The sequence below is a fragment of the Amphibacillus jilinensis Y1 genome (genome assembly GCF_000306965.1).
Classification (GTDB): Bacteria; Bacillota; Bacilli; order Bacillales; family Amphibacillaceae; genus Amphibacillus_C; species Amphibacillus_C jilinensis.
On sequence record NZ_JH976435.1, the window covers coordinates 309,880 to 332,447 of the forward strand.

The window sequence follows — 22,568 nt, forward strand, 5'->3', positions numbered from 1 at the left end:
TAAATAAATTAGCTTAAAATAATGATATTTCTTGACAAAACAGCAGGATTTTGAAAATAGTATGTGACGTTTTCTTGACATTACTTATACGCACTATTAGAATTAATGGTGTATAATTCATTTTTTTAAAATTATACACAACTATTAATGACGCATTTTAAATGAGTAAGACAAGTACATGCCGACTTAACTTAAGTTTAAAAATGAATAGCAAGAGGAGGTGAAACCATGAATTATACGGACTTTTTGGTTATCGTCATCTCCAGTTTGGCTATCCTAATCGTCGGTATTGTTGTTGGCTATCTGATTCGTAAATCAATTGCAGAGAAAAAGATTTCAAGTGCAGAAGAGTTGGCTAAACAGATCGTAGCTGAGGGGCATCGCAATGCAGAAGTTGCTAAGAAAGAAGCCCTTTTAGAAGCGAAGGATGAGAATCATAAATTTCGTCAGCAAGCAGAGGACGAACTTCGCGAACGACGTGTTGAACTTCAGAAGCAAGAAAATCGTCTCATGCAAAAAGAGGAGAACCTTGATCGCAAAGACGAAACGTTAGATAAACGTGAGCGTATGCAAGAGAAGAAGGAAAACTCATTAACAGAAAAACAACAACAAATTGAAGAAATGGAAGGCAAAGTGGAGGCCTTGTTGAAAGATCAACAGGCTGAACTGGAGCGCATTTCTGGTTATACATCGGATCAAGCAAAACAAGTGATTTTGGAACGGGTCGAAAAAGAAGTTAGTCATGAAACAGCACTTATTATTAAAGAGGCAGAAAATCGTACAAAAGAAGAAGCAGACAAAAAGGCTAAGGAGATTTTATCACTCGCTATGCAACGTTGTGCAGCCGATCATGTTGCAGAAACGACTGTGTCTGTAGTAAATCTACCAAATGATGAAATGAAAGGCCGAATTATTGGTCGTGAAGGTCGGAATATTCGAACTTTAGAAACCTTAACAGGTATCGATTTAATTATTGATGACACGCCAGAAGCTGTCATTTTATCTGGTTTCGATCCAATTCGTCGCGAGACAGCGCGAATTGCCTTAGAGAAATTAGTGCAAGATGGTCGTATTCACCCCGCACGTATTGAAGAGATGGTTGATAAGTCGAGACGTGAAGTGGATGAATATATTCGGGAAGTCGGTGAACAGACGACTTTCGAAGTAGGTGTACATGGTTTGCATCCTGACTTAATTAAGATTCTTGGACGCCTCAAGTACCGTACAAGCTATGGTCAAAATGTTTTGAAACACTCAATTGAAGTGGCCCATTTAGCTGGTTTACTTGCATCAGAGTTAGGGCAAGATGTTATGTTGGCTAAGCGAGCTGGACTATTACATGACATCGGAAAAGCGATTGATCATGAAGTAGAAGGTAGTCATGTTGAGATTGGAAAAGAGCTTGCAATGAAATACAAAGAAAAAGAAGTGGTTATTAATGCTATTGCCTCTCATCATGGTGATGAAGAGCCTACTTCTATTATTTCAGTCCTCGTTGCAGCTGCCGATGCTTTATCCGCTGCACGACCAGGTGCGAGAAGTGAAACATTAGAAAATTATATTAAAAGACTGGAAAAGCTTGAAGAGATTTCTGAATCTTATGATGGGGTTGAGAAATCATTTGCTATTCAAGCTGGGCGAGAAGTTCGAATCATGGTTAAGCCGGATGAAATTGATGATCTTGAATCCGTGCGTATTGCTAGGGATATTCGTAAGCGAATTGAAGAAGAATTGAATTTTCCTGGACATATTAAAGTAACCGTTATTCGTGAAACACGTGCAGTAGAGTATGCAAAGTAAATATGCTTTCATAGTAAAAAAGCGAAAGGAGCGACCAATATGTGGTCGCTTCTTTTTGACAAGAGTAGGAAACTATGTGAAACTGAGTGTTATATAATTAGAAGTATAGAGTGAAGGAGCACATTAATGCGTATTTTATTTATTGGAGATATTGTTGGATCAATGGGGAGAGACCAACTTCAAACCTACTTACCCAAATTAAAACAGAAGTATCAACCTCAACTAACCATTGTAAATGGAGAAAATGCGGCTTCAGGTAAAGGCATTACTGAGAAGATTTATAAGCAATTTTTAGACTGGGGTGCTGACGTTTTAACGATGGGGAATCATACTTTTGATAAAAAAGAAATTTTTGAATTCATCGACCGTGCGAAGCGAATGATTAGACCGGCAAATTTTCCTGTTGGTACACCAGGTAATGGAATAACGTTTACTAACGTGAATGGTACAGAAGTAGCAGTAATTAATTTGCAAGGCAGAACGTTTATGCCGACTATTGACGACCCATTTCGAAAAGCTGATGAACTGATAGCAGAAGCCCGAAAAAGAACGTCAATCATTTTTGTGGATTTTCATGCTGAAGCTTCGAGTGAGAAATTGGCACTAGCTTGGTATTTAGATGGACGTATCAGTGCTTTAGTTGGTACGCATACGCATGTGCAAACAGCTGACAATCGAATACTTGATCAAGGGACTGCCTACATCACTGATGTGGGTATGACAGGTCCTTATGATGGAATTATTGGTACTGAACGTGAGGCGGTCATTAAGAAATTTTTAACCAATCTTCCTGTGCGTTTTGAAGCCATGAAGCATGGAAAACATCAGCTCAGTGGTGTAGTTATTGATATTGATCCTGTTTCAGGTAAGGCCAAACAAATTAATCGTATTTTGATTACCGAGGATCAACCTTTTTTCAGTTAATCATTCGATTAAAAGTAAGCATATCAGCAATTTGTGAGAATATAGTAAAAGTGGAACGACTTTAGAAAACCAAGGAGGTAGCAAAAGTGGACGTATTAAAAGTTTCAGCTAAATCAAACCCAAATTCAGTAGCAGGTGCCTTAGCAAATGTGTTGCGCGAACGTGGTTCGGCAGAAATTCAGGCCATTGGTGCAGGTGCACTTAATCAATCTGTGAAGGCTGTAGCAATAGCTCGTGGTTTTGTTGCACCTAGTGGAGTTGACTTAATATGTATCCCTGCTTTTACAGATATTAAAATCGATGATGAAGAAAGAACAGCAATTAAACTCATTGTTGAACCTCGTTAATTGGCTTTCCTGTTTGTATCTTACAAACAGGATTTTTCACATTTTAAGGAGAGTGACTGACGATGTTAATCGATGCACATTGTGATTTGTTATATCAACTTTGGCAGCATTCATACGATATTAATCAATCAAAGCAGCTTCAATTTGATTTAACGAAGTGGCGTAATAGCCCTGTGCGTATTCAGGCTTTTGCTATATTTGTACCTGATGATGTTCCAGAGTATAAGCAATATGATGTGGCATTGAAAATGGTGGAGCTTTTTTATGAAAAAATCATTACACCCAATCCTGACATAGTGCAAATTAAAACAAAAAAAGATATTGAAGATTTAGAAAATCATCAACGTGGTGCCATCTTAACTTTAGAAGGTTGTCATCCAATAGGAAGAGATTTAAACAAATTAAAGCAATTGCTTGATTATGGTGTCCGAATTGTCGGGTTGACATGGAATAACAACAATGCTATTGCTGATAGTATTGATCATCCTCATGGAAAGGGATTAAGCAGTTTTGGTTATGAAGTCATTGATTTATTAAATGACGAACAAATTTGGACAGATGTTTCACATTTATCTATCAAAGGATTTTATGATGTTATATCTACTGCACATGGCGTGATGGCATCGCATAGCAATGCTTTTTCGGTATGTCCACATAGGCGTAATCTTGATGATCAGCAGATAGCCGCACTAATCAAACGTGAGGGTTGGATTGGTGTTACTTTTGTTCCTTACTTTACAAAGCCAAATGAGCCAGTGCAAATTAATGATGTCATGAAACATATTGATTATTTTCTCGAATGCGGGGCAAGAGATCATCTAGGTTTTGGCTCTGACTTCGATGGTATATCAACGACCATTCAAAATTTAGAAACAGTTGAAAATTATGTTAATATAATAGAGGCACTAGATAAAAGATACGATAAATCAACGGTTAAGCAAATTACTGGTGCAAATTTTATAAGAAAATTCCCTAGATTGAAAGAGTAAATCAAGCTTTTTCACACAAAAAAGTATGCTAACGTGTTAAAATGGACAAAGATGTACGTGTAAGGAAGGAGTCATTTTCAAATGAACGAAAAACAACGTAAAGAAAGTAGTCAAATAAAACAAGATACAGATGCAAACTTAGATCGTTTAAAAAAGATGGATTCAGATGAGTTGATCGGTAAGTATTTTCAGACAACTTATGAGCCACCAAATTTAAAGAAAGCTAAAAAGCGGCTCAAGAAAGATGTCGATATTCATTACGACTTTAGTATTCCGGAGGATATGAAAGGCATCGGAAAAGACAAAAAATTTCTGATTCGCACATATGGATGTCAAATGAATGAACATGATACCGAAGTTATGGCGGGCTTATTAACGGATTTAGGCTATCAACCCGCAGAAGATACGAATGATGCAGATGTGATCTTATTAAATACATGTGCGATACGGGAAAATGCTGAAAATAAAGTTTTTGGTGAAATCGGTCACTTAAAACCGCTTAAAATGGAAAATCCTGATCTGATTATCGGTGTATGTGGCTGTATGTCTCAAGAAGAATCTGTTGTTAATCGTATTCTTAAGAAACATCCTTTTGTTGATATGATTTTTGGCACCCATAATATTCATCGTTTACCAAGCTTGTTAAAAGAAGCGATGTTTTCTAAAGCAATGGTTGTTGAGGTCTGGTCCAAAGAAGGCGACATTATTGAGAATTTACCAAAAGTCCGCAAAGGTAATATTAAAGCATGGGTTAATATCATGTATGGTTGTGATAAGTTTTGTACGTACTGTATTGTTCCATATACAAGAGGAAAAGAGCGCAGCCGTTTACCAGAGGATATCATTCAAGAAGTACGCCACCTTGCAGCTCAAGGTTATCAAGAAGTGACTTTACTTGGACAAAATGTGAATGCTTACGGGAAAGACCTTGAGTTCGAATATGGTTTAGGTGATTTGATGGAAGAAATACGTAAGATTGACATCCCTCGTGTTCGTTTTACAACTTCTCACCCACGCGACTTTGATGACCGTCTGATTGAAGTATTGGCTAAAGGTGGTAATTTACTTGATCATATTCACTTACCTGTTCAATCCGGTAGCTCTGATGTATTACGAATAATGGCACGCCGTTATACACGTGAAGATTATTTAAGATTGGTTCGTAAAATTCGTGAAGCAATGCCAAATGCAACATTAACGACAGATATTATCGTTGGCTTTCCAAATGAAACTGATGAACAATTTGAGGAAACAATGACATTAATGAAAGAAGTGGGATTTGAAGCGGCATATACTTTCATTTATTCACCACGTGAAGGTACACCGGCTGCACGATGGGAAGATAATATCCCAATGGAAGTGAAGAAAGAACGTCTTCAACGACTTAACGCCCTTGTTAATGAGCAATCCAAATCAGCTATGGAGAAGTATGAAGGGCAAATAGTTAAGGTTTTAGTAGAAGGAGAAAGCAAAAAAGATCCTGAAGTATTATCAGGTTATACTGAACGGAATAAGTTAGTAAACTTCAAAGCATCTAAAACACTTATTGGTAAAATTGTTCCGGTCAAGATTACAAAAGCTAAAACATGGTCATTAGACGGTGAACTCGTTGAGATGACGTCCGGAGTGTATTAAAAAGTGACATACTCAAAAGAAGAAATCTTTAAAAAGGTTGAAGAAATTACCAATGACTTAAATGCATTAGAAGAAGTGGAGCGCTATAAAGCACTCGAAGAACGCTTGAATGCTAATCAGAAAGTTAAGGACAAAATTAATCAAATTAAAGCATTACAGAAACAAGCTGTTAATTTACAAGCCTATGGAAAGCATGAGGCTGTTAAACAAATTGATCGACAAATTGATACAATCCAAGCTGAAATTGACGATATTCCCATTGTTGCAGAATTTAAAACCTCACAAGTTATTGTTAATGATGTGTTACAATCACTAATTGGTAATATAGAGACTCAAGTTAGTGATAAATTAGATCAAAATGAATAAAGAAGGTTCGTTATCAAATCGCACCGATGACTTTTATCGGCTAGCGCAGCTTAACAAATCTCCCGACTACAATCGGGGGATTTGTTGTGTTTTGAGAACGAAAAAAAGTGGGTGAGGGCTACAGAACATAGGTCATGTAAACGTTACCACACGCTGTGGTGATTTTAGTCTATGATCTTACCCGTCAACTGATGGTTAGTTGGGTGAATTAGGGTACTAGCGGCCGTTATCACTCACCTTTGTTTTTTACGGACTGGTTATCTATGATAAATTCCGTCGCAAATTACCGAGTGAGCTGTTAGCTTCAGACATGAGCTGCTCTGGATTTATAAAAATAATCTGTGTTTACAGTAGCAACGATTAGGCAAATGCATAGGATGAACTATGTGGTAAGTGTCACTTCGCCTAGCTATATTGAATAAACTGAACATGAAGAAAGAGGAGGTTATTGTCTATGTCATTTCTTGATCAAGATTATCGAGAAATTATTACAAAAGCTGTCATCGGTAAGGGTCGTAAGTTTACGCAAGATACCCATATTATTAGTCCAACACATCAGCCATCTAGCATTTTAGGGTGTTGGATCATTAATCATTTATATAATGCCAAACGCAAAGGTGACGAGGTAGTAGAAGTAAGTGGGAGCTACGATATCAACGTTTGGTATTCATACAATGATCATACAAAGACAGAAGTTGTTACTGAGCGAGTGACGTATTCAGATCCCATTAAACTTGCTGTTAAAGATAAGCAAACAGTAGGATCTCACATTGAAGTTCATGCCAAACCGTTACAACAACCCAATTCATTATCCTGTACGATAGAGAAAGCAGATCGAAAAATTAAAACGGAAGTAGAACGCGAATTTTTAGTTGAAGTTATCGGTGATACAAAAGTAGCTGTTCGTGTTGATCCAAGTGGTGTTGTAGAAGGCGAAGAAGATTGGGTTGATCAGTTAACAGATGATGAGTTAATCAATTTAGAACCTAATGATACGAATTGACAGGTTAAGCGTACATGTTGTTGTACGCTTTCTTTTTTTATCACAGATAACCATCCGTAATCAAAAATGTAAAATTTAATAATATTCTTTGAATCTACAGGTAAAAACCAGAGTTAATGATATGCTATAATAATAGTATTGAAATTTTTATATAGTTTAGGAGATCGATTAATGAGTAATTATACGCCAATGATTGAGCAATATTTAAAAATAAAAGCACAATACCAAGATAGTTTTCTCTTCTTTCGTTTAGGTGACTTTTATGAGATGTTTTTTGATGATGCATTAAAAGCATCTCGAGAGTTAGAGATTACGCTTACAAGTCGTGATGGTGGAGGAGAAGAACGTATACCTATGTGTGGTGTGCCTTACCATGCAGCAAGTAATTACATAAAAACACTAATTGAAAGAGGATTTAAAGTTGCAATATGTGAGCAGGTTGAAGACCCTAAAGTTGCCAAGGGTGTTGTGAAACGAGAAGTTATTCAACTTATTACGCCAGGTACAGTGATGGAAGGCGCAATGCTTGACGAAAAAGAAAATAATTATTTAGCAAGTATAACAAGTTTTGAACAAGGACATTATGTCCTGGCATACAATGATTTGTCCACAGGCGAGACGAGTGCAGCGCTCGTTCAAACAGGTTGGGATAGTGTGTTAAGTGAACTCTATAATAGACCGATTAGAGAAGTTGTTATTTCAAAAGACTTACCCGTAGATCATCAAGTTGATCTCACCAATCGGCTTCAAGTAACATTGTCATATGTCGAAGAAACAACATTAGAGCAATCTTACGAACATTTGGTAGAAAATATTGACAATGAGAAACTGAAGATAGGATTTGGTAGGCTTGTTCAATATATTCAAGCTACCCAGCAACGAGCACTTGATCATTTAAAGCCACTTCAAGTTATTAAACTAAACGAATATTTAGGGCTTGATATGTATTCAAAGCGTAACTTGGAGCTGACTGAAACCATTATCAAAAAAGGAAAGCAAGGGAGTTTGCTGTGGGTTCTTGATCAAACAGTAACTGCAATGGGTGCGCGTAAATTAAAAAAATGGCTAGAACGTCCATTACTTAATCAAGATATACTCACAAGACGTTATCAACTTGTAGATGGATTGATGGCTGATTTTATCTCGCGTGAAGATTTACGTGAACAACTAAAATCCATTTACGATTTAGAGCGCTTAGCTGGGCGAGTTGCTTTTGGTAATGTTAATGCACGCGATCTATTACAATTGAAATTATCAATTACAAAAGTACCTGGGTTAAAGGAAATATTAGCACAATTTTCGGAAGAACAATTAGTGAAGCGTGGAGAAGCTTTGGATTCATTGACGGAGTTGCTAGACTTGCTTGAAACCAGTTTGACTGAAGACCCTCCCTTAACCATTAAAGAAGGGGGCATTATTCGAGATGGTTTTAATGAAGAGCTTGATAAATATCGAGATGCCTCACGAAACGGGAAACAATGGATTGCTGAACTAGAACAACAAGAAAAGCGAGCAACGAATATAAAATCTTTAAAAATTGGTTACAACCGGGTTTTTGGTTATTATATAGAAGTGACCAAGGCCAATCTTCATTTGCTACCCGAGGGGAAATATGAACGCAAGCAAACATTAACCAACGCAGAACGCTTTATTACACCAGAATTAAAGGAAAAAGAGCAATTAATTTTGTCAGCAGAGGAAAAGAGTGTCGATTTAGAATACGATTTATTTATTCAATTACGAGAACAAGTTAAAGCTTACATTACACGTTTACAGACCTTAGCTGATCAAATTAGTGAGCTTGATGTGTTACAAAGTTTTGCTTTGGTGAGTGAACAATATGGTTATGTTAAGCCGACATTAACAAACGAACATACGATGTCAATTGTAAAAGGGCGGCATCCAGTCGTAGAAAAGGTGATGAAAGACGAGGAGTATGTGCCTAATGATGTATTAATGGATCAATCAAGTCAACTCCTTTTAATAACTGGGCCGAATATGTCTGGTAAAAGCACATACATGCGTCAAGTCGCATTAATTGCAATTATGGCCCAGATCGGATGCTTTGTGCCTGCTGAACATGCTACATTACCTGTGTTTGATAAAATCTTCACTCGAATTGGTGCCGCAGATGATTTGGTTGCAGGACAAAGTACATTCATGGTTGAGATGCTTGAAGCAAAGCATGCACTAACGCAAGCGACAGAAAATAGTTTAATTTTGCTTGATGAAATTGGGCGTGGGACAAGCACCTATGATGGTATGGCTTTAGCACAAGCCATCATAGAATATGTTCACGATCGGGTAGGTGCCAAAACGCTTTTTTCTACGCATTACCATGAATTAACAAGTTTAGAAGATCAATTAGAGCAATTAAGAAATATTCATGTCCGTGCTGAAGAATATGAGGGGCGTGTAGTCTTTCTCCATCAAATTCAAGATGGGGCCGCAGATAAAAGTTATGGTATTCATGTCGCTAAACTTGCGCAATTACCAGAAGAGTTAATTGAAAGAGCGCAAGTTATTTTAACTGAGTTAGAAATGGAACCAGAATCATCTGAAGTTCAGCAAGACACGAATCAATTAAGCTTTTTTACAACTGAACCTACTTCAATAGAAAAGAAACAATCAACTTCAAAGATCGAGCAAGCACTTAAAGCACTTGATTTAATGGAAATGACGCCGATGGAAGCTATTAATGAACTGTACCGATTGCAAAAGCTAGCGCGAAAGGATGAATCATAATGCCAATTGAAACAATGCCAGATATTTTGGCCAATAAAATAGCAGCAGGTGAAGTGGTTGAGCGCCCTGCTTCAGTGGTCAAAGAGCTTGTTGAAAATAGCATTGATGCAAAGAGTTCGGTAATTAAAATAGAAGTTGAGGAAGCAGGGTTGCGCAAAATAAAAATTACAGACAATGGAACGGGGATGGATGAGGTTGATGCAGGACGCGCTTTTTTACGTCATGCGACAAGCAAGATTCGGACAGAACAAGATTTGTTTCATGTTGCTACATTAGGTTTTCGTGGTGAAGCACTAGCTTCTGTCGCTGCAGTTAGCCAGTTGACGATAAAAACATCTACAGGGGAAAGTGCAGGGACGATTATTTATCTTGAAGGTGGAAAAATGGTCAGTCAAGACAAAGGTGACGCAAGACAAGGGACAGAGATTACGGTGCAACACCTTTTCTATAATACCCCAGCGCGCCTGAAATATATGAAAACCATTCATACCGAGCTTGGACACATTACTGATGTTGTTAATCGTATAAGTTTGTCTTATCCAAACATACGTTTTGAATTATATCATAATGAAAAATTATTATTTCAATCAAATGGTCGTGGTGATTTGCTTCAGATTATTGCTCAAATTTATGGCGTTTCTGTTGCAAAGAAAATGCTTAAAGTAGACCATAAGACCTTAGATTATCATATTACCGGGTATATTGCTAAACCTGAGATTACAAGAGCGTCACGTCACTATATGTCAACGATCATTAATGGACGATTTATTAAGAGTATCCCATTAAATAAAGCGATCCTTAATGGCTATCATACGCTTTTACCAATTGGGCGTAGTCCGATTGTTGTCATGCAAATAGAAATGGATCCGATCTTAGTTGATGTTAATGTTCATCCTGCAAAGCTTGAAGTACGCTTTAGTAAAGATAGAGAATTATTTCAAGCAATTGAAGAGACGGTTCGTCAGGCTTTCCGAACAGAAACGCTTATTCCAACAGTTACGCAGCCGAAAAAAAATATAACCCAAAGTACACAAGAAAGCTTTAAGTTCGAACATCAGCAAGAAAAACAGCCTTCATCAGAACTCGAATCAACTATACAAACAGAGAATAAACCAACGGATACACATCAGTCACTTGATATTATTTTAGATGCAGCAAAAGAAGAAGTGTCAGCTTATCAAGCGGATGTCGATCTGGAGGAGCCTAGTCCTGCGCAAGTCAATCAAAATGTCTCTTCGAAAAATGAGCGGGTGCCCGTGTTATATCCAATTGGCCAACACCATGGCACTTATATTCTAGCTGAAAATGAGCAAGGATTGTATATGATTGATCAACATGCTGCACAAGAGCGGATTAAGTATGAATATTTCCGTGATAAAATTGGTCAAGTAGAGAGCGAATTGCAAGAGCTACTCATGCCGTTAACTTTTGACTTTTCGAACCAAGAGGCGCTTATGATCAACCAGTATCAAGAACAATTGAAAGAGGTTGGCCTATTTTTTGAACATTTTGGACAAACGACTTATTTAATACGTGCACACCCACAATGGTTTCCTAAGGGGTTCGAAGAAGAAGTCATTCGTGATATTGTAAATCAAGTGATGGAGGAAGGTAAAGTTGATTTAAACAAACTAAGAGAAGAGTCAGCCATATTAATGGCTTGTAAACGTTCAATCAAAGCGAATCATTATTTGAATTATGATGATATGTTTCAGTTGTTAGAATCATTACGCGAAACGACGGACCCTTTTACTTGTCCCCATGGAAGGCCGATCATTATTAACTTTTCAAACTATGACATTGAAAAAATGTTTAAACGTGTGATGTAAATGTAACAATGAGATATAAATGGAACGTTTAGCACGGATAAGCGACGTAAAACGCCTACTGATTGTAGGTTCGTTTTATCCATTTAAAAAGATTAAGGGTGCCACGTTGGTGTTAGCTTCTGTAAATTTAAAGCTATGTTTGCCTCCGAGGTATTGCTTAGGCGTTGTGAGTACGTGCACGCAAAATATTTACAGATGATGAAATCACGAACAATTGGTCGTAACTAAAACTTATTATACGAGGGGTAATTGAAATGAAACAAACAGTCGTTGCCATTGTAGGGCCGACAGCTGTTGGTAAAACAGAGTTAAGTGTGGAGATTGCTCAACGTTTTGATGGTGAGGTCATTAGCGGAGACTCTATGCAAATATACAGAGGAATGGAAATTGCAACAGCCAAAGTAACTGATGAAGAAAAAGCGGGTATTCCCCACCATATGCTTGACATTAAAGATTCAGATGAGTCGTTTTCTGTAGCTGAATTTCAAGAAAAAGTTCAGCATTACATTACGATGATTGCAAATAAAGGGCGCCTTCCAATTATTGCGGGAGGGACCGGATTATACATTGATGCCGCGCTATCTGATTATCAATTTTCGGAAGAACGTCGTGATCCAAGTTATCAAGCGAAAATCGAGGCATCAATCGAACAAGACGGGGTTGCGAATGTTTATGCGCGTTTACAGTCCGTTGATCCTATTCAAGCGGCTAAAATACATCCTAATAATGTAAGGAGGATTATTCGAGCTCTAGAAGTCTACGATCGTACAGGTCAAACGATAAGCGAGATGCAAGCCCGACAATCCCAGACCTCACCGTATCATCCTATTTTGATTGGTTTGGAAATGGATCGCCACCTTCTTTATCAACGCATTAATGAACGGATTGATCATATGCTTACATTGGGCCTTGTAGAAGAAGCGCATTATTTTTACAAACAAGGTTTAGAGCATGTACAATCTATGAAAGCGATTGGTTATAAAGAGTTTATCCCTTATTTTAAAGGTGAATGCGATCTTGATGAGGCTGTCTCATTACTTAAACGTAATTCAAGGCGTTATGCTAAGCGTCAATATACGTGGTTTAGAAATAAAATGAAAGTGAACTGGTACGACATTACTCCCGAGACAAAAGAGCAAGTTTTCGAAAAAATTTATTCAGATCTAGCAGGAATTTTAAGACTCACCTAGAATTATATTATATTAGAGATAGAATAGAGGAGGAATAGTATGGCTCAATCTGTAAATATTCAAGACCAGTACTTAAATGCCCTAAGAAAAGACCATATTCAGGTAACTGTTTTTCTAACCAATGGTTTTCAATTGCGTGGTCTTGTTAAAGCGTTTGATAACTTTACTGTTTTATTAGAAACAGAAGGAAAGCAACAATTGATATTTAAACATGCCATTTCAACTTTTGCACCTACTAAAAATGTAGCTTTGGAGAAGGAATAATTATCCTATGTTAACAAACTAACACATCGCCCTTTAGAAGAGATCTAAAGGGCGATGTGTTTTTTGTTAAGGGGATAAAGATTTTAAAAAGCCAATTATAATGAAAGCTAACCTCTGCGCAAAAGGACAAGCAAATGTTAGCTTTTATTATTTATTTAGTGTTAATACAAAGCAAAACTTGCGTATAATACATAAAGAAAGAGGTGATTAGACAGATGGTGATGAGAACGAATCAAATTAATATTGTCTTACATGATACACACCTTAATCAAGCTGAAAGTGAAAATGGAGTCGATCCGTTTGAATCCATTAATCAAGTGATGCATGGGTTTATTGGTATGGACAATCTCCGCGAGAAAATGAAAGAAATTTATGCGCATATTGAAATAAACAAAAGACGTAAAGAAGCAGGGCTTAAGACGGAACAACAATCATTACATATGCTATTTAAAGGAAACCCTGGAACCGGAAAAACAACGGTAGCTCGTACTTTAGCTAAATGGTTTGTCGATTTGAATATTTTAGAGAAAGGACATATTATTGAAGCCGATCGAACAGACTTGGTAGGTGAATACATCGGGCAAACAGCGCATAAAACGCGATCATTAATACATCGTGCTCTTGGAGGGGTATTGTTTATCGATGAGGCATATGCTTTGGCGTATGGTGGAGATAAAGATTTTGGAAAAGAAGCGATTAATACCTTAGTTAAGCAGATGGAGGACCATCACCAATCTTTTATCCTAATCTTAGCAGGCTATCCTGAAGAAATGAAGTTTTTTTTGCGTAGTAATCCAGGATTAGTGTCACGCTTTCCTTTTATTTTAGACTTTGAAGATTATCAATTAAGCGAATTAATGGAAATTGCAAAAAAAATGGTTAAAGATCGTGATTATCACTTAACTGAAAAAGCTGAATTAAAACTTCGTCGCTTAATTGAGCGTGAATTGCATAGGTATACAACGCATCCATTTAGTAATGCTCGTTTCGTTAGGAATATCATTGAAGAAGCCATCCGAAAGCAATCGATTCGTTTAGTTAAAGAAAGGGTATATGAATTAAATAAGTTAATATTGCTAACATCTGACGATATATAAGAAAAAAGTTAACATTATTCGTGAATATATTGTATGAATGTGCTTACTGTAACATATTTTTTTGTTAAAATAGAAGAGGTGTATTGTAGAAATGAGGTATAAAAATGCAAGAAAATGTGCTAATCATTGCTGTGCAGAGAAAAAAAGATGATGAATGTCGATTTAAATATTCGCTAGAAGAACTAAAGTCGTTAACGGAAACAGCTAAAGGTCAAGTCATTGAAGAGGCCATACAAAAACGAGATCATCCACATCCAGCCACGTATTTAGGGGCGGGTAAATTAATTGAAATCAAGGAATTGATTGATATAAAAGCAATTGATTTAATTATTGCTAATGATGAATTATCAGCTTCTCAGACTCGGAATTTACAGGCTGAATTTGACCTTCCTGTCATTGATCGTAGCCAATTAATTTTAGACATTTTTGCAAGTCGAGCAAAAACAAACGAGGGTAAGCTTCAAGTTGAACTAGCTCAATATCAATACCTGTTACCAAGATTGCATGGGCAAGGTCTAGCGCTTTCAAGACTCGGTGGAGGAATTGGCACGAGAGGACCGGGGGAAACCAAGCTAGAATCTGATCGAAGACATATTAATAGGCGAATTGATGAGATTAAACGAAAGTTAGTAACCGTTACGAATCAACGCCATCAGTATCGATCACGTCGAAAAGCTAACCATACCTTTCAAATTGCTATTGTCGGCTATACAAATGCAGGAAAATCAACACTTTTTAATCGACTAACACAGAGTAATGCTTTCGAACAAGATCAACTGTTTGCGACATTAGATCCGCTTTCAAGGCAATTGAAGTTGCCTTCGGGTCTTAATGTTATCTTGACAGATACGGTTGGATTTATGCAAGATTTGCCAACTGATTTAATCGCTGCTTTTCGATCTACACTTGAAGAAGTAACAGAAGCTGATTTGATCTATCATGTTGTTGACGCTTCCCATCCTGAGCAACATCATCAGCAACAAACCGTTAATCAATTACTACAGGAATTAGGTGCTGATCAACTTCCTACTTTAACTTTATACAATAAGGTTGATTTAATTGCTGCTGATTTTATCCCTTTGCACAAGCCGTCTCTAACAATCAGTGCATTGTCAGTGTTGGATTGTAAGAAGGTACTCAAGGAAACAGAAGAATTAATCAAACAACAATGGAAACAATACTCTGTTCAAATCCCAGCTCATCAAGGGAAGAGGTTACAACAATTAAAGCAACATTCAATTATTACTGATGAAACGTTTATTGAGGGAGAGGAACGTTATTGGTTGCAAGGTTATCTGCCTGATGACCATCCTCTTTCACCAAAGTAACAGTGGCGTATCTTATGATACATTTGAATTCGTTTTAGGTTTTCGGGGCGAAATTTGAGGATTTTTGATTGATTGTGGGGTGAATTATCATGCCATCCCATCCCATTAACAAATGTAAATGAAGTAAATTTGAATTATCAATTAACGAACAAACATAGTGATTGCTATTTGGCGTTCAAAAGAATATGCCGACCGTTCTTTATTCTTGATTAGCCAAATACAAGAAAGGGTTACTTTTATAAAAAATCGCTTCTGTGTTGATTGTCCTTGTAGATAACTGTTTGTTAATTTGTAAAACAATATGAATCTTATCGTCTGGTTTTACAAGATGCAAGTATTGATGAACGGCTAATGAACCAATTCGTCTGTCATACGCAGCATATGTTCAAGAAGGGCTTATTTTAAATTTGTAGATCGTGGTATATCAAAATCCAATACTATACTTACAGGAAATGACGGCTTTAAATAATAAACAGACAAAACGTATTAAACTAAATTTTTTGAAAATTTCAATGTAAAAAAAGCTAACATCTGTTGACAACTATTTTTCCGTATGTGTATAATAAGATTATGGAAAGCAAGAGAGGAAAGGGGAGAATGTTATGAGTGATCTAGATAGACGTTCGCAGCCCTTATTTTCCATAGGTATAGTCAAGGATTTGACTGATTTGACCGCTAGACAAATTCGTTATTACGAAGAGCATCAGTTAATTCACCCAGCTCGAACAGAAGGAAATCAACGATTATTTTCTTTCAATGATGTCGATCGGTTACTGGAAATTAAGGAATTGATCGAGAAAGGGATTAATCTTGCTGGTATTAAACAAGTTTTACAGCTTAAAGATTTACCGACTACAGAGCAGGGATCAGCAAGTGAAGCGGATAAAAAACCTGAATTATCTGAGAAAGAACTGCGTAAACTATTACGGAATGAATTAATGCAGTCAGGCCGACTTGGAAAAACCTCGTTGCGTCAGGGAGAATTGTCACGATTCTTCCATCAATAAAGAATAGCTAAAGGAGAGGACAGAGATGGGAACAAAGTTTACCGTAGAACAAATTAAGCAGAAAATCAAAGAGGAAAACGTTAAGTTTATTCGACTCCAATTTACTGATTTACTAGGGACGATCAAAAATGTTGAGATTCCTCTAAGTCAATTAGACAAAGCATTGAATAATGAAATGGTATTTGATGGTTCTTCAATTGAAGGCTTCGTTAGAATTGAAGAGTCGGACATGAAACTATACCCTGATCTTGATACTTTTGTTGTCTTCCCTTGGACATCAGAAAAAGGTAGAGTAGCGCGTTTTATTTGTGATATTTATACACCAGAAGGGGAGCCGTTCTTAGGTTGTCCACGCGTTAACCTTAAACGAAACCTTAAAAAAATGGAAGATATGGGATTTACAGCCTTTAATATTGGAACTGAACCAGAATTCTTTCTATTTAAATTAGATGAAAAAGGCGATCCTTCCTTAGAACTTAATGATAAAGGTGGTTATTTTGACCTTGCGCCTACAGATTTAGGTGAAAATTGTCGCCGTGATATCGTACTTGAATTAGAAGAAATGGGCTTTGAGATTGAAGCTTCACACCACGAAGTAGCACCAGGACAACATGAAATTGATTTTAAATATTCTGATGCAGTTAAGCATGCTGATGATATTCAAACATTTAAATTAGTGGTTAAAACAATCGCTCGTAAACATGGCTTGCATGCAACCTTTATGCCAAAACCATTGTTTGGTGTAAATGGTTCAGGGATGCACTGTAATATGTCACTATTTAAAGGGAAAACAAATACATTCCTAGATGAGGACGGCGAATTAAAATTAAGCAAAACAGCTTATCAATTTATTGCTGGTATTATTGATCATGCACAAGCATTTACTGCGGTTACAAACCCAACTGTTAACTCATACAAACGTTTAGTGCCGGGTTATGAAGCGCCTTGTTATATTGCTTGGTCAGGTTCAAACCGTTCACCGCTTATTCGTATTCCAGCATCTCGTGGCTTAAGTACACGTGTTGAGGTGCGTAGTGTAGATCCATCTGCTAATCCATACTTAGCTCTTACTGCTTTACTTGCAGCAGGTCTTGATGGTATTGAGCGTAACTTAGAAGCACCATCACCAGTTGATCGCAATATCTATGTCATGGACAAAGAAGAGCGTGAAGCAAATGGTGTTAAAGATTTACCAGCTACACTTTATGAAGCACTTGTTAACCTCTCTAATGATGAAATCATTACTCATGCGTTAGGTGAGCACTTATTCGAACACTTTATTGAATCTAAAGAAATCGAATGGGATATGTTCCGCACACAAGTACACCCATGGGAAAGAGAACAATATATCCAAATGTATTAATCAGTTAAACCCTAGAGCCATAATGGTTCTAGGGTTTTGTTTTTGAATCACTTAATTTTTGTTTAGAGATCTGGGATAAGCTACGAACGCCATGAGAAAAAAAGTAGTCAGAAAATAAGCCCCTTACTGGTTAGTGAGGGAGGGACTTTTTCCTTACCTTAACTTAGAAGACAGTACTTATTCTAAGAAGCTTTTTATTTATTAATTCTTTTAAAGTTACACCTTCAATCTGTACAGATGATAAGAATGTTTCATTTTTATCATCATAATACTCACTCAGTCTGTTTTTACCTTTCCAAAGAACTCGTCCTTTTTTGTCATGGGCTATAAAATATTCTTGATTATTATAGCTGAACTCAATTTCCCTCCCTGTGTCTAATTGATATAAAAAGTGCTCATAACTAATAATTTCGCCAGTAGGTAATTCATCAAAGTTTTGATTTTTATTATTCATGTTATACTTCACCTCGTTATTTAATGCTTACTCCTAACTCCATTTTTCCATGTGTGTCTGTGGGGGAATTTATAATTTCCAGAGTGTCTGTAATCTATATCCAGTTCAGCATTTCCTTTTTTATTGTAATATCTTCTCTGTTTTACGCCCTTCCCATCTTTTAGATCTTTTGAAGATAAAGGCTTTCCGGTTTTAGGAAGACTACTCTTACCTTTTGCTACAGTTTGTGTTGAATGATTTTTTGTCTTAGCACCATCTCTTTTTGCTCTATCATATGATTTTTTTGCAAAATAAGTAGCTACCTCATTATAAAGGATAGATCCGGCTTTAATAGTTAATCCGGCTATGACTAGAGTACCAGCCGTTGTAATAACTACTGTACCAATCCCAGGGATAAAAAAAGAGCCGGCTGCTACTTCTAAGGCAATGAAAGGACGAAAAATCCCCTCTGTGTTCTCATCTTTAAGGTCATAAATGACTTCAACTACATCCTCGTGGTAGGGGTCAAAGAATTCCTCTGGTATGTAAATGATCTCGTCTGCTGAGAAATGATTTGGATCTAATACTTCCTCTGGAATATTGTTAAGGTCAGTAATTCCGATATTAACAATATCTATGTAATCTTCATCAATTTCCAAATCTACAAAAGGTTCAATAGTCCCTGATTCAACCGCATAAACAAGAGACGTACTAAAACTTGAAAAAGTTAGAACAAAAACAACTGATAGTATTAAAAATTTTTTCATCGATTCTACCTCTTATAATTGTATTTTGAATCTAAATTAATTGTACTTCCAAAAAAAACTTAGTCAATTCCTTTTTACAATAATTTGGTATTAAAATACATATTGTGTCTAATTTATGAACTAATCTAATAAATAGTAACTAACCAATCGATTACAGTTTTGATTGCTGGATGACTCAATCAAATGTCATTTTAATATTTCATCGCCACGGATTAGCCACAAAAACGCCCACTGATTGAAGGTTCGTTTTACAAATGATCTATCTGATAAAAGGAAGAAGGGTAATCGTAATGTAAAATATATTAAGATTCCTCTTATAGAAATGATGTAACATAAAGCATGCTTTTATTAGCGAAATAGATAGGACAGCATTTCTGCTATCTTATTTATTCGATATCGATAATATCATCAAACTTTAAAAACTCTAAGCCGTCAGCTACTTCAATTTCTAATCGTCTTAAATCGAGCGGACGTATAATTTTACCTTGATACTTTATCATTCGTTTGTTTTTGTAATAGGTGATCTCAACAACAGATTTACGCTCAATAGCCTCTATGATTGCTCGTTCGAGTTCCTCCAATTTATCTTCAGATAATATAGGTTTAATCTCATCGTTTAATTCTTGATAATGTTTACGTATTAATTCTTTATGCTCAGGTAAAATCATTCGACTAGCTTCCCATACTAAATTAGCTTCTTTTGTAAGTTTATTTTTCATGATGTCGATCCCTTCTAACTTTACAGACAGAACATTCGTTCTATATTATACATCTTAACGCATATTCAATACAAACGTATTTATTGGCAGGTTTAGTAGTTTTTAGCTATTTATCAGTAAGATTAAAAAGGATATTTTTACAAACTTTCTTTTTATTGATTGGTAGTATAAAGATAAATATGGTAAAATTATTTTGTTATATTTTAATTTTAAAAAGGGGAGAAAATTTTGAAAAAAATATTAATGGTGTTAAGCGTGTTATTGTTGGCTGTTTTCCTTATTTCAGCATGTTCGCAAGATGAATCCGAACAACAAGATATTGAAGAGAACAATGACCAAGATGGTGTGGAGGAAGCTGATGTAGAGGAAGGGGCACTTGATGTTGATGTCACGATACCCGCTTCTTTTTATGCAGAAGAACTAGATATCGATCAGATTGAAGCAGAGGCTGATGAAATTGGAATTACTGAAGTAACAGTTAATGATGATGGATCAGTTACGTATACAATGCCAAAATCTGTGCATGATGAATGGTTAAGTGATTATGTGACTGAAATTGAAAGTACAATGAATGAGCTTGTTTCAAGTGAGGATTTTGTGTCGATTCGCGATATAACTGCAAATAACGACTATTCAAGCTTTTCAGTTGTTGTTGACCAAGAAGTTTATGAGAATAGCTTTGATGGTATGGCAGCTTTTTCACTCGGAATTTCAGGTTTGTTTTATCAGTTAATGAGTGGAGCTAATCCAGATGATTATAACGTCACCATTGACATGGTTGATGAAACTTCTGGAGATGTGTTTGATAGTATTATTTACCCGGATGATATGAATGAATAGTAAATAAAAGTCACCATATGGTGGCTTTTATTTTAATTGAACAAGTAAAAGGCCTGCTTTAGAGATATAAATAAAACAGCTCGTTCTTCCTATTTACATCAGATCACATTTCAATTAACATAAATTGAGGTTTGTTAGATAGATGACGTTAGTTCACGTTTTCTATCTTTAATAAAAAAATTTATTTTGAATCGTATGGCAAAGAGAACTTTTAGTATAGAATTCAGGTACTGATTGCATTAAAGTGAGGTGGATAAAATAGTTATGGGTTTCAAAAAATATGTGAAAATCGCCATTCTATCTGTAGTTATTAATTTAATGAGCATTTTTAGCGTTGTTTTAAGCGTCTGGTCAATTATTATGCTTTTAATCGCATTATTTGTGAAAAAGAATAAAAAATCCTCAAGAACTCAAAGAGATAAACAGTTAATTGGTATAGTGCAAATCTCTTTAATTGGAGTAGCTATATTTATTAGTACTGGACATACATTTATTAGTGTGGTTATGTTTAATTATATCGTACAGACTTATTTGAGTAGTTTCCAAATCATTTTTATCTTATTAGCAGTCCTAGGTGTAGTTGTTTACTACTATTTTACTATCAACCTATTTAAAGAAGTCTTGAAATTTGTAAAGCAGAAGGATTCTTCATTATAAACGTAAAAAATCCACTAGTCACCTAAAAAACCTAGCTCTATCCCTTTAAATGGAATGCTGAGGTAGGCTTATAGGGATTAGTGGTTTTGTATTTCTTTAATTAAGAAGCATGATTTACTGGTTGTACCTCTACTTTGTTTTTTGCTGCTTCAATGAGAAGGAAAATAGCTGTTAAAATATGTAGAACTATACCTACAAATGGAATGAACCCCACACACGAAGTAACAATACCAAGTATATGGCCACCCTTTTTCATGTTACTTTTAATACTTCATACTAGCCCAACTATTCAGAAAGTAATCCCTGCCCTGAAGTAAAAGTATATGTATCCGGATATATTCATAAGAACATCCAATATGTTGATGATTACAAAGTTTACATGATCTAAAAAACTACATAAAAACAGATCACCCACCCAACCTATTTACGTCAAATCACACTTCAATTAACATAAATACAAGTTTGTTAAATAAAATGCAATCTTTTAAACTTTTATCACTTTGTAAGTTAAATGAGAGTCAGTGAGTAGTTGGAGAGAAATTATAATTAGCTAGAAGAAGTAAGGTCTGTTTTGTCTTAATATATCTTTATCTAGGCGAAATCAAGATGATTTTGAAAGCTTAATTAATACAATAACAACTGGTGATCTTTAATTTAATTGAGGTGAAATTAATTTTCACTAACTCAACTTTCGCACACTGAAAATAGTCATTCAACCTTGATCGTGTTCAATAGACGCGGTATTCAATAGGCTTGTTGACTTTACTTCTGCATGGATGTGCCACACGCGACCTTCTCATACGTTTAACTGCTATTGGAGCATTAGAAGTATAATCAGCATTAAACATGAGCTTAAAGAATCATTTATTTAACATATTTTTTCCATTAATATGTAACGACGGTTGTCTTGGGTAATAAGAAATGCTTAAAAGGTTTTATATTCCAAAATAATCAAGTTATATGTATAATAATACAAAAAAATACAGAGGCATTTGCTTATAAGTTAAAAAAGTTATAAGAAATTTTGGTAGTCACACGCCAATCATAAAACTACAAACCTTATATTAATTCTTATCTATTTGCATGCAAATTACAAGCTGAAATCGCTTATAGTAAAAGTGTGCGTAAACAATAGGTAAAAACAAAAAGTTTAGTGTAATCTTAATAAGACCTATTAACTGTGCAAAACATTTCATTAATACTACTCTCTAATTAATGATTTTGAAAGTGCTCTCAACCGTATAAATAAACGTTAATTGCCCGTT

20 protein-coding genes are annotated in these 22,568 nt (G+C 35.9%); 17 read left to right on the forward strand and 3 right to left on the reverse strand.

From position 1 onward, the window contains the following. Positions 1-228: 228 nt before the first annotated feature. The 15 genes from rny (at position 229) to glnA (ending at position 17,887) form a co-directional block, all read left to right on the forward strand. Positions 229-1,800, forward strand: coding sequence for a ribonuclease Y (rny, locus tag B494_RS0108415; RefSeq protein WP_017471951.1), 1,572 nt, complete (start codon positions 229-231; stop codon positions 1,798-1,800). A gap of 126 nt (positions 1,801-1,926) precedes the next feature. Further along, positions 1,927-2,724 (forward strand): TIGR00282 family metallophosphoesterase, encoded by a 798-nt coding sequence (locus B494_RS0108420; protein WP_017471952.1) that lies wholly within the window; start codon positions 1,927-1,929, stop codon positions 2,722-2,724. Positions 2,725-2,810: 86 nt separating this feature from the next. Next, complete coding sequence (locus tag B494_RS0108425) at positions 2,811-3,071, forward strand: stage V sporulation protein S (RefSeq protein ID WP_017471953.1); 261 nt, start codon at positions 2,811-2,813, stop codon at positions 3,069-3,071. A 62-nt stretch (positions 3,072-3,133) separates the two neighbouring features. Continuing rightward, positions 3,134-4,060 (forward strand): dipeptidase, encoded by a 927-nt coding sequence (locus B494_RS0108430; RefSeq protein WP_017471954.1) that lies wholly within the window; start codon positions 3,134-3,136, stop codon positions 4,058-4,060. Between the two features lie 81 nt (positions 4,061-4,141). After that, positions 4,142-5,695 (forward strand): tRNA (N6-isopentenyl adenosine(37)-C2)-methylthiotransferase MiaB, encoded by a 1,554-nt coding sequence (gene miaB, locus B494_RS0108435; protein WP_017471955.1) that lies wholly within the window; start codon positions 4,142-4,144, stop codon positions 5,693-5,695. Between the two features lie 3 nt (positions 5,696-5,698). Next, the gene (locus B494_RS0108440; protein WP_017471956.1) at positions 5,699-6,061 is read left to right on the forward strand and encodes a YlbF/YmcA family competence regulator; all 363 of its coding nucleotides are present in this window, start codon (positions 5,699-5,701) and stop codon (positions 6,059-6,061) included. Between the two features lie 454 nt (positions 6,062-6,515). After that, entirely contained in the window at positions 6,516-7,064 is a 549-nt protein-coding gene (cotE, locus tag B494_RS0108445) for an outer spore coat protein CotE (RefSeq protein ID WP_017471957.1), read from the forward strand. Positions 7,065-7,235: 171 nt separating this feature from the next. Continuing rightward, positions 7,236-9,809 carry a DNA mismatch repair protein MutS gene (mutS, locus tag B494_RS0108450; protein WP_017471958.1) on the forward strand — a complete coding sequence of 858 codons (2,574 nt, stop codon included), beginning with the start codon at positions 7,236-7,238 and terminating at the stop codon, positions 9,807-9,809. Continuing rightward, the gene (gene mutL / locus B494_RS0108455; protein ID WP_017471959.1) at positions 9,809-11,638 is read left to right on the forward strand and encodes a DNA mismatch repair endonuclease MutL; all 1,830 of its coding nucleotides are present in this window, start codon (positions 9,809-9,811) and stop codon (positions 11,636-11,638) included. The genes mutS and mutL overlap by 1 nt, the downstream gene beginning before the upstream one ends. 254 nt (positions 11,639-11,892) lie before the next feature. Next, positions 11,893-12,828 carry a tRNA (adenosine(37)-N6)-dimethylallyltransferase MiaA gene (miaA, locus tag B494_RS0108460; RefSeq protein ID WP_017471960.1) on the forward strand — a complete coding sequence of 312 codons (936 nt, stop codon included), beginning with the start codon at positions 11,893-11,895 and terminating at the stop codon, positions 12,826-12,828. 39 nt (positions 12,829-12,867) lie between these two features. Next, the gene (hfq, locus tag B494_RS0108465; protein ID WP_017471961.1) at positions 12,868-13,092 is read left to right on the forward strand and encodes an RNA chaperone Hfq; all 225 of its coding nucleotides are present in this window, start codon (positions 12,868-12,870) and stop codon (positions 13,090-13,092) included. 215 nt (positions 13,093-13,307) lie between these two features. Continuing rightward, on the forward strand, positions 13,308-14,189 hold the full coding sequence (locus tag B494_RS0108470) for an AAA family ATPase (protein ID WP_017471962.1): 882 nt from the start codon (positions 13,308-13,310) through the stop codon (positions 14,187-14,189). Positions 14,190-14,293: 104 nt separating this feature from the next. Beyond that, on the forward strand, positions 14,294-15,517 hold the full coding sequence (gene hflX / locus B494_RS0108475; RefSeq protein WP_017471963.1) for a GTPase HflX: 1,224 nt from the start codon (positions 14,294-14,296) through the stop codon (positions 15,515-15,517). 602 nt (positions 15,518-16,119) lie between these two features. Then, positions 16,120-16,524, forward strand: coding sequence for a MerR family transcriptional regulator (locus B494_RS0108480; protein ID WP_017471964.1), 405 nt, complete (start codon positions 16,120-16,122; stop codon positions 16,522-16,524). Positions 16,525-16,549: 25 nt separating this feature from the next. After that, positions 16,550-17,887: a type I glutamate--ammonia ligase gene (gene glnA, locus B494_RS0108485; protein ID WP_017471965.1), complete on the forward strand. Its 1,338-nt coding sequence runs from the start codon at positions 16,550-16,552 to the stop codon at positions 17,885-17,887. A gap of 163 nt (positions 17,888-18,050) precedes the next feature. On the opposite strand, the gene B494_RS0108490 is transcribed toward glnA, so the two are convergent. The 3 genes from B494_RS0108490 to B494_RS0108500 all read right to left on the reverse strand — a co-directional run bounded on the left by B494_RS0108490 (position 18,051) and on the right by B494_RS0108500 (position 19,806). Beyond that, positions 18,051-18,341 carry a hypothetical protein gene (locus tag B494_RS0108490; protein ID WP_017471966.1) on the reverse strand — a complete coding sequence of 97 codons (291 nt, stop codon included), beginning with the start codon at positions 18,339-18,341 and terminating at the stop codon, positions 18,051-18,053. 20 nt (positions 18,342-18,361) lie between these two features. Further along, positions 18,362-19,087: a hypothetical protein gene (locus B494_RS0108495; RefSeq protein WP_017471967.1), complete on the reverse strand. Its 726-nt coding sequence runs from the start codon at positions 19,085-19,087 to the stop codon at positions 18,362-18,364. 386 nt (positions 19,088-19,473) lie between these two features. Beyond that, a complete protein-coding gene (locus tag B494_RS0108500; RefSeq protein WP_017471968.1) occupies positions 19,474-19,806 on the reverse strand; it encodes a YolD-like family protein in 333 nt (110 codons plus the stop codon). Between the two features lie 228 nt (positions 19,807-20,034). Here B494_RS0108500 and B494_RS0108505 point away from each other — a divergent pair, with 228 nt between their 5' ends. Together B494_RS0108505 and B494_RS0108510 are read left to right on the forward strand one after the other, a co-directional pair. Continuing rightward, the gene (locus B494_RS0108505; protein ID WP_017471969.1) at positions 20,035-20,646 is read left to right on the forward strand and encodes a hypothetical protein; all 612 of its coding nucleotides are present in this window, start codon (positions 20,035-20,037) and stop codon (positions 20,644-20,646) included. Between the two features lie 264 nt (positions 20,647-20,910). Then, positions 20,911-21,303 carry a hypothetical protein gene (locus B494_RS0108510; RefSeq protein ID WP_017471970.1) on the forward strand — a complete coding sequence of 131 codons (393 nt, stop codon included), beginning with the start codon at positions 20,911-20,913 and terminating at the stop codon, positions 21,301-21,303. Positions 21,304-22,568: the final 1,265 nt, after the last annotated feature.